Source organism: Streptomyces sp. NPDC051684 (assembly GCF_044453445.1).
Lineage (GTDB): Bacteria > Actinomycetota > Actinomycetes > Streptomycetales > Streptomycetaceae > Streptomyces.
In genome coordinates, this window is the sequence record NZ_JBITCS010000014.1 from 130,282 (window position 1) to 140,925 (window position 10,644).

Below are 10,644 nucleotides of genomic sequence, written 5' to 3' on the forward strand. Positions count from 1 at the left end.
TGACGACGGCCACCAGCCCTCAACTGCCCACACGGTCGGCTACAGGTACAGGCCCGTCGAGTCCTCGGAACCCTCGAACCGGTCGGCCGCCACCGCGTGCAGATCCCGCTCGCGCATCAGCACGTACGCGACACCCCGCACCTCGACCTCCGCCCGGTCCTCCGGATCGAACAGCACCCGGTCACCCGGCTCCACCGCCCGCACGTTCTGCCCGACCGCGACGACCTCGGCCCACGCGAGCCGCTTGCCGACGGCCGCCGTCGCGGGAATCAGAATGCCGCCGCCACTGCGCCGCTCACCCTCGGAGGAGTCCTGCCGCACGAGCACACGGTCGTGCAGCATGCGGATGGGCAGCTTGTCGTCATGGCGGGTGCTGTGCTTATCGGGATTGGCGCTCACGCCGACGAACTTACCTGCCCCGAGCGCCCTTGTACGCCCCCGGGTCAGCGCTTGCGACGCCGCGAACCCACCACGAGGAGCCCGGTCACACCGACCACGACGAGCGCGACCGGCACGATCCGCTCCAGACGCGGCGCGCCCTCCTCCGAAACCAGCTGCCCCTTCACCTCGGAGACCAGCCGGTTCGCCCCCACGTACGCCCGACCGAGCGTGTGGTCGACCTGCGAGGCGACCTTGGCCTTCGCGTCGCCGACGATCGTCTTCGGGTGCACCCGGATACCGATCTCGTCGAGCGTCTCGGCCAAGGTGTCGCGGCGGCGCTTGATGTCCGCCTCGATCTGAGCCGGGGTTCGCGTATCCGGGGTATCCGGCGTGCTGGACATGTGCGACACCGCGCTGCCTCCAAGGTCGCTGCTCTCACTGCGTATGAGTAATGGACAGTCTGTCAGTTCACCGCCCGACCCACCCCCCGGCACCCCCATTACGCTCAACCGAGTCCACTTGCCACGACCACTTGTCACGACGCCCCAGGAGGCCCCCATGAGCGAGCGACTTCAGCCCGGCGACACCGCGCCCGCCTTCACCCTGCCCGACGCCGACGGCAACGAGGTCTCCCTCGCCGACCACAAGGGCCGCAAGACGATCGTCTACTTCTACCCCGCAGCGCTTACCCCCGGCTGCACGAAGCAGGCCTGCGACTTCACCGACAACCTCGACGTGCTCGCCGAGGCCGGCTACGACGTCATCGGCGTCTCCCCCGACAAGCCGGAAAAGCTCGCCAAGTTCCGGGAGAAGGAGAACCTCAAGGTCACCCTGGTGGGCGACCCCGAGAAGAAGGTTCTCGAGGCCTACGGCGCCTTCGGCGAGAAGAAGCTCTACGGGAAGGTCGTCACCGGAGTCATCCGCTCCACGGTGGTCGTCGACGAGGAAGGAAAGGTCGAGCGCGCCCTCTACAACGTGAAGGCGACCGGCCACGTGGCGAAGATCATCAAGGATCTCGGAATCTGAGAACTCCCGCACCCGCCGGACCCGCTCCACGTGCGGAAGTTCGGTCATTGACGGAGGTTAGGGACGAAAGGTTGTGACGAAAGTCCCGATCACTTGGGACTTTCGTTTGCAACCAACGACCGTGAGCAGGTGGAACCTGGAAGCGCTTTGCAGTCAGAGAAGGGATCCACCCCATGACCACCGACACCGAGGAAGGGCTGGTGCCCGACCCGGAGGCGGTCAAGCGTCACCGCGCCCTGTTCCGCGCCGTCAGACGGCGCAAGAACCCGCCGCTGCGCCGCACCGACATCACCGTCACGGACGACACGGCAGTGAAGCGGGCAGTGAAAGCGGCGTCGCTCGGCAACGCCATGGAGTGGTTCGACTTCGGGATCTACTCCTACCTCGCCGTCACCATCGGCCATGTCTTCTTCCCGTCCGGGAACGACACGGTCCAGTTGATCTCGTCGTTCGCGACCTTCGCGGTCTCGTTCCTCGTACGCCCGATCGGCGGCATGGTCTTCGGCCCCATGGGTGACAAGGTCGGCCGCAAGAAGGTCCTCGCGCTGACGATGATCCTCATGGCCATCGGCACCTTCGCGATCGGCCTGATCCCGTCCTACGCGACGATCGGCTTCTGGGCGCCCGTCCTGCTGATCCTCTTCCGCCTCGTCCAGGGCTTCTCCACCGGTGGTGAGTACGGCGGCGCGTCCACCTTCATCGCCGAGTACGCCCCCGACAAGAAGCGCGGATTCTTCGGCAGCTTCCTGGAGTTCGGCACGCTCGCCGGCTACGTCGGCGCCGCGGGCCTGGTCACGATCCTCACCTCCGTGCTCGGCAGCGACGGCATGGAGTCCTGGGGCTGGCGCGTCCCGTTCCTGGTGGCGGGCCCCATCGGCCTGGTCGGCCTCTACCTCCGGCTCCGCCTCGACGAGACCCCCGCCTTCCAGAAGCTGGAGGACGAGTCCTCGCACCGCGCCACCGACGCCGCCTCCTCCGTGGAGACCACCGCCAAGGGCGACCTGGCCAAGATCTTCCGCGACTACTGGCCCACGCTGATCCTCTGCATCTGCCTCGTCGGCGCCTACAACATCACCGACTACATGCTCCTCTCGTACATGCCGACGTACCTGTCGGACGAGATGGGCTACTCGGAGACGCACGGCCTGCTGATCCTGATCGTCACGATGATCGTCCTGATGTGCATCATCAACCAGGTCGGCAAGCTCTCCGACCGCTTCGGCCGCAAGCCGCTCCTGATGGCCGGCATGATCGGCTTCTTCGTCCTCTCGGTCCCGTCCTTCCTCCTGGTCAAGAACGGCGCCCTGTGGGCGGTCTCGCTCGGCATGCTGCTGCTCGGCCTCTCCCTGGTCTGCCTCCTCGGCACCATGTCGGCGGCCCTCCCGGCACTCTTCCCGACCCAGGTCCGCTACGGCTCCCTCTCGGTCGGCTACAACCTCTCGGCCTCGATCTTCGGCGGCACGACGCCCCTGGTCATCACCGCCCTGATCGGCCTCACCGGCTCCGACATGATGCCCGCGTACTACTCGATGGCCGCGGCCCTCATCGGCGTCATCGCGGTGGCCTGCATGAAGGAAACCGCCCAGAAGCCCCTGGCCGGCTCCCCGCCCTCGGTGGAGTCGGACGCGGAGGCGGCGGAAATGGTCGAGTCGCAGGCGCCTACGCCGAGGTTCTGACACCTTCCCTGTCTTTCGTGTGGCCGGGCCACATCCCCTATGTGGCCCGGCCACACAAATCGGACCGTCACGCATTTCGTGCGTGACGGTCCGATTCTCGTTTCGCTGCTCTGTACGAGTAGGGGAACGGGCGGGCGAAAGGGAGGGCTCACATGACGGGGCGGCGGTACACGCGGGAGCTGCTGGAGGCGGCGGCCCGGAGCGCGGGGTCGTGGGACGGCGGGTCAAAGCCTCTTCCCGGAAGCGGAATTCACACAAGCTGTCGCCAAGGCCAAAGGGTTGGCCGACCTGCTGCGCCGCCTCGGGCTGGCGCCCATGAATGGCAAGGCTCGCGCCAAGGCGAAGCGCAGCATCGACGAGTACGGTCTCTCGACCGAGCACTTCACCGGGCAAGCGCACCGCGCCGGTGCCTCCTCGCCAACGCGTAGACCTGCGCAGGAGATCCTCGTAAACCATCTCGCCGGCAGTCGACGCACCCGCACCTCCCTGCTGCGCCGGGCGCTTGACGACATCGGTGTACCGCGTGTGTGTGACGGATGCGATCAGGGCGAGCTGTGGCAAGGGAAGAGGCTGGTCCTGGAGATCGACCACATCAATGCCGACCCGTTGGACAACCGCCGGGAGAACCTGCGCTACCTGTGTGCCAACCGCCATGCGTTCACCAATACCTGGTGCCGTGGCCGGAACCGAGCCCGGTAGCATGACGGCCATGCGGCGGTGGCGCATCGGCGACGCAGCAGACTTAGGATCTGTGGCCCTTGATCGGGCTTGAGGGTTCGAATCCCTTCCGCCGCACGGCAAGGGGCCTGCGTTTCGAAGATCTGAAACGCAGGCCACTGTGTTTCCAGCCTGCCCCTCGCGGCGGATTGGCCGGGTTGGCCTGCGCCGCTTCTGAGCGGGAGCCCCCGGAGGGGGGGGAAGAGAGGGGCGGGGCGCCGGGTGCAGACGCCACGTAGGCACTGCTCTCCGCGGAGGCGCTACAGCTCCGCCCCCGTCGACCCCCGCAGCGACGACAGGTCCAAGGCCTCCGCCATCTTGCGGTAGCCCGCGTCGCTGGGGTGGAGGTGGTCGCCGGAGTCGTACTGGTCGAGGAGGCGGCGCGGGTTGTACGGGTCGCGCAGGGCGCGGTCGAAGTCGACGTAGCCGTCGAAGACCTTGCCGGCGCGGATCTGCCCGTTCACGGACTGGCGGACCGCCTCGAGGTCCGGACGGTAGCCGGGGTGGCCCTGGAACGGCATCAGCGTCGCGCCGACGACCCGCAGGCCGCGCGCGTGCGACTGGCGCACCATTTCCTTCAGGCCGTCGACGATCTTCGTGGGGTCGGTCTGCTGCGGTGTGCGCAGGATGTCGTTGATGCCGAGGTCGATGATGACCGCGCGGGCGCCGGAGCGGCTGAGCGCGTCCCGCTCGAAGCGGGACAGGCCGCTCGGGTTGTTGGCGGGGCGGCCGAAGCCGTCGGCCAATATTCGGTTTCCGCTGATGCCCTGGTTCACGACGCCGTAGCGCGGGGCACCCGACTCCGTGCGCAGCCGCTCGGCGAGGACGTCCGTCCAGCGGCGGTTGGCGCCCATCGTGGAGGTGATGCCGTCCGTGAGGGAGTCGCCGACGACGACGACCGTGCCCTGCGCCTCGTTGCTGAGCACGTCCAGGGCGCTGAGGTAGCGCCAGTACGGGCTCTGCTGGTTGTAGAGCGTGCCGCTGGGTTCCTCGGTGCGGTCGCCCCGGGCGACGTACGACATCTGGCGGGCCTGCGGGTGGTACGTGACCGGTCCGGACGGCGTCGGCGAGTAGGTGGTGACCAGCATGTCCGAGTCGCTCGGCACGGTGATCCGCAGCGCGTCGCTGACGGCCTGCTGGCCGGGCTGGATGACGACCGAGGAGTTCCCGGAGAACGTCAGGCGGCGCATCGTGTCGGACAGGGCCGTCGGGTTGTTGGGCGCCGAGGCCACGGCGATCGAGGCGTGCGTGATGCGCAGCGGGGACTGCCCGTACAGGTTCGAGAGGGTGATGCGTGCGGCGTTGCCGCCGACGCTGGTGTGCACGATGTTGCGGATGGAGTGGCCGAAGAAGCCGTTCGTCTCCGTGCCCGGCTCGCCGCCGGCGGGGGAGGCGGACCAGCTGCCTGCCCAGGTGCCGGTAGAGGCCGGGGCGGCGGAACTGCGCGGGTGTGCGCCGCCCGCCTCTATGTTGTCGTCGCCGCCGCCCAGGACTCCGGAGAAGCCCACGTAAATGGCGGCAGAGATCATCACGACGACCGCGACGAGCGCGGTCAACAAGGCATAACCGTGACGCTTGGTCATGCGGTGTGTGTCTCCTCGAGCAGGGGGAGCCCGAGGCTCCGAAGTGATGATCCCATGATGCGTCATGGGGCGGGCTGAGGCCGACACTGCCCCCCTCCGGACAGGTAGACGCCGGGAACCTTTGGTTCGTTCCGGGAGTAGGGCAGGAAGGGACAATGTGTGAGGCGGATGACAGTCGAGTCGAAGTCGACGAGTCGTGCCGATGACCGATGCGGAGTGGGCTGAGTGGACGGCGACGTGAAGCGCGGGGCTCAGGGGGCCCAGGGGGCGTCCCAAGGACAGTCCCAGGGGGCGTACGACACAGCGGACAAAGCAGTTGAAGCGGCCGAAGCGGACACGGGACAGAATTCCCGCGCCACATCGGGCCAATCCCGGACCGACCGGCCCGACCGGACCGACCGGCCCTCCCGTCCCGACCGCCCCGCCCGCCGCTTCGTCGCCGAGTTCACCGCGGCCGACGAGGAGAAGCGGCGCGGCGTGCGCCGGATGAAGCTGACGGCGACCGGGCTGCTCGTCTTCGTCGCGCTCGTCTACGTCCTGGCGACGTGGGCGGAGCACGCGGGCGCGGGCGCCTGGGCGGGGTACGTGGCGGCCGCCGCGGAGGCCGGCATGGTCGGCGCGCTGGCCGACTGGTTCGCGGTCACCGCCCTGTTCCGCCACCCGCTGGGCATCCCCATCCCGCACACGGCGATCATCCCGAAGAAGAAGGACCAGCTGGGCGTCTCGCTCGGCGAATTCGTGGGCGAGAACTTCCTGTCCGGCACGGTCGTACGGGACCGGCTGCGCGCCGTCGGCATCGGCAGCCGCCTCGGCTCCTGGCTCGCCGAGCCGGAGCACGCCGATCGGGTGACGGCGGAGGCGGCGACGGCGCTGCGGGGCGCCCTGACCGTGCTGCGCGACTCCGACGTGCAGGCGATCGTCGGCGAGGCCATCACGCGCCGCGCCGACAACGCGGAGATCGCGCCGGGGCTGGGCAAGATGCTGGAGAAGGTGGTGGCGGACGGCGGCCACAAGCGGATCGTCGACCTGGTGTGCGTCCGCGCCCACGACTGGCTGGTGCTCCACTCCGACCACGTCATGGACGCGGTGCAGGGCGGCGCCCCCGGCTGGACCCCGCGCTTCGTCGACAAGCGGGTCGGTGAGCGCGTCTACAAGGAGCTGCTGCGCTTCGTCACGGAGATGCGCGACATGCCCGAGCACCCGGCGCGCGGCGCCCTCGACCGCTTCCTCACCGACTTCGCCGCCGACCTGCAGTCGGACTCGGACACCCGCGGCCGGGTGGAGCGCCTGAAGTCGGAGATCCTGGGCCGTTCCGAGGTGCAGGACATCATCGCCTCGGCCTGGTCCGCGGTCCGCCAGATGATCGTCGCGGCGGCCGAGGACGAGCGCAGCGAGCTGCGCCTGAGGGTGCGGGCCTCGCTGCTCTCGCTGGGCCGCCGGATGGCGACGGAGCCGGATGTCCGCGAGAAGGTCGACGGCTGGGTGGAGGGCGCCGCGGTGTACGTGGTCACGACGTACCGCGCGGAGATCACGTCGCTGATCACGGACACGGTCGCGGGCTGGGACGCCGAGCACACGACCCGCAAGATCGAGGCCCACATCGGCCGCGACCTGCAGTTCATCCGCATCAACGGCACGGTGGTGGGTTCACTGGCGGGGCTGCTGATCTTCACGGTGTCGCGGGCGCTGGGGGCGTAGGGCGGTGCGGCCGTGAGTGGAGCGCGGGCGAGGCGTCGTCGGCAGTCGGTGGCGGTCCTCGTACGGGACGGTGTCCTGCCCATGGAGCTGGGCCTCGTCCACCAGCTCTTCGGCACGGCCCGCGACCCGGCCACGGGGGAGCGCCTCTACGAGGTGACGACGTGCGCGCCGCGCCCCGGCCGCATCCGTACGGACGCCGACTTCCCGATCTACGCGGAGCACGGCCTGGAGGCGGTGGCGGCGGCTGACACGGTGCTGGTCCCGGCCTCGCACGAGACGGACGAGGAGCTCCGGCCGGGAGGTCTGGACGCCGAACTGGCCGAGTCGCTGTCGGCGGTCCGCGGTCGCGTGGCGTCGATCTGCACGGGCTCGTTCGTCCTGGCGGCGGCAGGTCTCCTGGACGGCCGCCGGGCGACCACGCACTGGCTGTCCTCGGCCCACTTCGCCCGTACGTTCCCGTCGGTGACGGTCGACGCGGACGTCCTCTACGTGGACGAGGGCCCGGTGCTGACCTCGGCGGGGGAGGCCGCGGGCATCGACCTGTGCCTGCACATGATCCGCGAGGACCACGGCGCGGCGGTGGCGACGGAGCTGGCGCGCCGCACGGTGGTGCCCCCGCACCGGGAGGGCGGCCAGGCCCAGTACATCCAGCGGCCGGTGCCGCTGGAGGAGCCGGACGGCACGACGTCGACGTCCGGCTCGCGGGAGTGGGCGCTGGAGAAATTGGCGGAGCCGCTCACCCTGGCCCAGCTGGCGGCCCGCGACGCCATGTCCGTCCGCACGTACAACCGCCGCTTCCGCGAGGAGACGGGCCTGACCCCGATGACCTGGCTGAACCGCCAACGGGTGGACCGGGCGCGGGAGTTGCTGGAGCGCACGGACCACACGGTGGACCGGGTGGCGGCCGAGACCGGTTTCGGTTCAGGTACGTCCCTGCGGCAGCACTTCCAGGCGGTACTGGGGGTGTCGCCGGGGGCGTACAGGACGACGTTCCGGGGACGATGACTGCCATGACAGCCGATGACGACGCACACATCCGCAGGGCGGTCCCGAACGTAACGGTGTCCGACGAGGCGGCGATGGCCGCGAACCGCGACTTCTACGGAACGCTCGGCTTCCGCGAGGCCATGAACATGGGCTGGATCATGACGATGGTCTCGCCCTCCGACCCCACGGCCCAGATCCAGTTCTTCACGCACGAGGCGACGGCCCCGGTGGTGCCGGACATCAGCGTGGAGGTGGCCGACGTCGACGCGGTGTACGCGGCGCTGCGCGCGGCGGGCGCCGAGATCGTCCACGACCTGCGGGACGAGGAGTGGGGCGTGCGCCGCTTCTTCGTACGGGACCCGCAGGGCAAGGTGGTGAACGTCCTGACGCACCGCTGACTACGCGGCGCGGCGGTCCACGAGCACGTACGAGGCGGCGGCGACAGCACCCGCGACACCGAAGACGGCGGGCCAGGCGCCCACCTTCTTGGCCAGCGGGTGCGACCCCGCGAACGCGGCGACGTACGCGCCGGTCAGCGCCCCCGCGACTTTCCCGCCCCGCGTCCTCGTCCACTGCGTCGCGGCGGCGGCCCCGGCCACGGCGAGCACGGCCCCGCCCAGCTGCCGCTTCTTGGTGAACCGGGCGGTGGCGTACCCGCCGACGAGTCCGGCGGCGGCTATCGGGGCGGTGGGAAGGGCGCGGGCCATGGGGCGAACCTCCTGCGTAGTGGTGCCCGGGTGTGTCCGGGTGGTTTCCGGTTTCCGGCGGGCGGGCCGGGACCCGCCCATTTGTGAGGTTACGCCCTGGGTCGGTCAGGCGAACTGGCCGGGCTGGTAGGACCCCGCGGGCATCTGGACCATGACGTTCATGCGGTTGTAGACGTTGATGATCGCGATCAGCGAGACGAGGGCGGTGAGCTGCTCCTCGTCGTAGTGCTTCGCGGCGTTCGCCCACACCTCGTCCGGCACACCACCGGCGGCGTCGGCGATCCGCGTCCCCTGCTCGGTCATCTCCAGGGCGGCGCGCTCGGCGTCGGTGAACACGGTGGCCTCGCGCCAGGCGGCGACGAGATTGAGCCGCTGCTGCGTCTCACCGGCGTGCGCGGCGTCCTTGGTGTGCATGTCGGTGCAGAACCCGCACCCGTTGATCTGGCTGGCCCGAATCTTCACGAGCTCCTGGGTGACGGCGGGAAGCGAGGAATCGCTGACGACCTTCCCGGCGGAGTTGATGTGCTTGATGACCTTCCCGGCGATGGGGCTGGTGAAGGGGTTGAGGCGGGCTTCCATGGTGGGCTCCTCGGGTACGTCCTGTGCGGGCCTTGTTGATGCCTGGTTGATGGCTACGTAGATGTGACGCAGCGGGCCGCGGGAGTGTGACAGCTCCAGATGTGATCTGAGTCTCACGCTTGGGCGGGACTGTGACGCGAAACGACAACGCGGCCGCGCTGAGCCGTCACAGTCCGGTCCGTACCCCGACACGGGCCGGACACGGAGAGGTGAGCGTGCACGGTGAGGGGCACGAAGCGGACGTGAACGCCACTTCGGTGCGCGCGCTGGCTCGCCACCCGCTCGCACTCACCCAGGACCAACTCCTCACGCGCGAACAGCTGATGGAACTCGGCTGCGCGAACTCGACCACGAACCACCGTTGCCGCCGCGACGGCCCGTGGCAGCGGCTGCTGCCGCGGGTCCACCTCCTCCACTCCGGCACCCCGACCCCACGCCAACGCATGCGCGCGGCGCTCCTGTACGCGGGCGAACACGCCCTGCTGACCGGCCACGCGGCGCTGTCCCTGCACAATTTCCGGGCGGCGCCGCGCCCGGAACGGTTGCGATGGGTGGACGTACTGGTCCCGTACGAGGGGGCGGGTGCGCGCGGAACGTCGTACGTGAAGGTGCACCGCACGCGGCGCCTGCCGGAGAATCACCCGATGGCGGGCCTGCGCTGCGCGCCTATTGCGCGGGCGGTGGCGGACGCGATCCCGGGTCTGGTGTGCGAACGGGATGTGACGGCGGTGCTGGCGGAGGCGGTGCAGCGGGGCTATTGCACGCCGGAGGAGCTGCTGGCGGAACTGGCCGCGTCGCGGCGCCGCCATGCCCCGTACGTGGCGAGGTCGACGGACCACCTGGCGGCGGGCGTCCACTCGGTGCTGGAGGCGGACGCGCGGACCCTGATCCACGCGTCCGCCCTCCCGGAACCCCTGTGGAACCCGAACCTCCACGACCCGCTGACCGGGGCGTTCCTGGCACGCCCGGACGCGTACTGGCCGGCGGAGGGCCTGGCCCTGGAGATCGACTCCCGCGAGTACCACCTGGACCCGTCTTCCTGGCGCCGCACCCTGTCCCAGCGCAACCGCCTCGCCGCGGCGGGCCTTCCGGTCCTTGCCGTCACGGCGGAGGACCTGCGGGGGCGGGGGGAGGGGGTGGCGGGGGAGATTCGGGGGGCGTTGGCCGAGGCGCGGGGCCCCCCCCCCCCCCCCCCCCACCCCCCAACCCCCCCCCCCGGGGGGGCATAAAACGGGGGCGGCCCCCGGGGCCGGGCGGGGGGGCCCGCGGCCCCACCGCCGGCCCGCAACC

At 70.1% G+C, this 10,644-nt stretch carries 12 protein-coding genes and 1 tRNA gene; 8 read left to right on the forward strand and 5 right to left on the reverse strand.

What is annotated here, in order from left to right; all coding sequences use genetic code 11:
- Window positions 1-39: 39 nt before the first annotated feature.
- Both ACIA8D_RS18805 and ACIA8D_RS18810 read right to left on the reverse strand, forming a co-directional pair.
- A complete protein-coding gene (locus tag ACIA8D_RS18805; protein ID WP_266718636.1) occupies window positions 40-342 on the reverse strand; it encodes a co-chaperone GroES in 303 nt (100 codons plus the stop codon).
- 101 nt (window positions 343-443) lie between these two features.
- The gene (locus tag ACIA8D_RS18810) at window positions 444-782 is read right to left on the reverse strand and encodes a DUF3618 domain-containing protein (RefSeq protein WP_399233447.1); all 339 of its coding nucleotides are present in this window, start codon (window positions 780-782) and stop codon (window positions 444-446) included.
- A gap of 157 nt (window positions 783-939) precedes the next feature.
- Here ACIA8D_RS18810 and bcp point away from each other — a divergent pair, with 157 nt between their 5' ends.
- The 4 genes from bcp to ACIA8D_RS18830 all read left to right on the forward strand — a co-directional run bounded on the left by bcp (window position 940) and on the right by ACIA8D_RS18830 (window position 3,878).
- Window positions 940-1,407 (forward strand): thioredoxin-dependent thiol peroxidase, encoded by a 468-nt coding sequence (gene bcp / locus ACIA8D_RS18815; protein ID WP_266710760.1) that lies wholly within the window; start codon window positions 940-942, stop codon window positions 1,405-1,407.
- A 173-nt stretch (window positions 1,408-1,580) separates the two neighbouring features.
- On the forward strand, window positions 1,581-3,083 hold the full coding sequence (proP, locus tag ACIA8D_RS18820; RefSeq protein WP_399233449.1) for a glycine betaine/L-proline transporter ProP: 1,503 nt from the start codon (window positions 1,581-1,583) through the stop codon (window positions 3,081-3,083).
- Between the two features lie 279 nt (window positions 3,084-3,362).
- A complete protein-coding gene (locus ACIA8D_RS18825) occupies window positions 3,363-3,782 on the forward strand; it encodes an HNH endonuclease (protein WP_399233451.1) in 420 nt (139 codons plus the stop codon).
- A gap of 12 nt (window positions 3,783-3,794) precedes the next feature.
- Window positions 3,795-3,878 (forward strand) — tRNA-Leu (locus tag ACIA8D_RS18830).
- Between the two features lie 182 nt (window positions 3,879-4,060).
- Here ACIA8D_RS18830 and ACIA8D_RS18835 read toward each other — a convergent pair.
- On the reverse strand, window positions 4,061-5,383 hold the full coding sequence (locus tag ACIA8D_RS18835; protein ID WP_399233453.1) for an SGNH/GDSL hydrolase family protein: 1,323 nt from the start codon (window positions 5,381-5,383) through the stop codon (window positions 4,061-4,063).
- A gap of 225 nt (window positions 5,384-5,608) precedes the next feature.
- Between ACIA8D_RS18835 and ACIA8D_RS18840 the strand changes: the two genes are divergently transcribed.
- The 3 genes from ACIA8D_RS18840 to ACIA8D_RS18850 all read left to right on the forward strand — a co-directional run bounded on the left by ACIA8D_RS18840 (window position 5,609) and on the right by ACIA8D_RS18850 (window position 8,466).
- Window positions 5,609-7,081: a DUF445 domain-containing protein gene (locus ACIA8D_RS18840; protein WP_399233454.1), complete on the forward strand. Its 1,473-nt coding sequence runs from the start codon at window positions 5,609-5,611 to the stop codon at window positions 7,079-7,081.
- 81 nt (window positions 7,082-7,162) lie between these two features.
- Window positions 7,163-8,086, forward strand: a complete 924-nt coding sequence (locus ACIA8D_RS18845) for a GlxA family transcriptional regulator (protein WP_399233580.1) — start codon at window positions 7,163-7,165, stop codon at window positions 8,084-8,086.
- 5 nt (window positions 8,087-8,091) lie between these two features.
- Window positions 8,092-8,466, forward strand: a complete 375-nt coding sequence (locus ACIA8D_RS18850) for a VOC family protein (RefSeq protein ID WP_399233456.1) — start codon at window positions 8,092-8,094, stop codon at window positions 8,464-8,466.
- Here ACIA8D_RS18850 and ACIA8D_RS18855 read toward each other — a convergent pair whose 3' ends face one another.
- Both ACIA8D_RS18855 and ACIA8D_RS18860 read right to left on the reverse strand, forming a co-directional pair.
- Window positions 8,467-8,775 (reverse strand): hypothetical protein, encoded by a 309-nt coding sequence (locus ACIA8D_RS18855; RefSeq protein ID WP_399233458.1) that lies wholly within the window; start codon window positions 8,773-8,775, stop codon window positions 8,467-8,469. It lies immediately after the preceding gene.
- Between the two features lie 105 nt (window positions 8,776-8,880).
- Window positions 8,881-9,354, reverse strand: coding sequence for a carboxymuconolactone decarboxylase family protein (locus ACIA8D_RS18860; RefSeq protein ID WP_399233460.1), 474 nt, complete (start codon window positions 9,352-9,354; stop codon window positions 8,881-8,883).
- 242 nt (window positions 9,355-9,596) lie between these two features.
- Here ACIA8D_RS18860 and ACIA8D_RS18865 point away from each other — a divergent pair, with 242 nt between their 5' ends.
- The gene (locus ACIA8D_RS18865; protein WP_399233462.1) at window positions 9,597-10,583 is read left to right on the forward strand and encodes a hypothetical protein; all 987 of its coding nucleotides are present in this window, start codon (window positions 9,597-9,599) and stop codon (window positions 10,581-10,583) included.
- Window positions 10,584-10,644 lie beyond the last annotated feature (61 nt).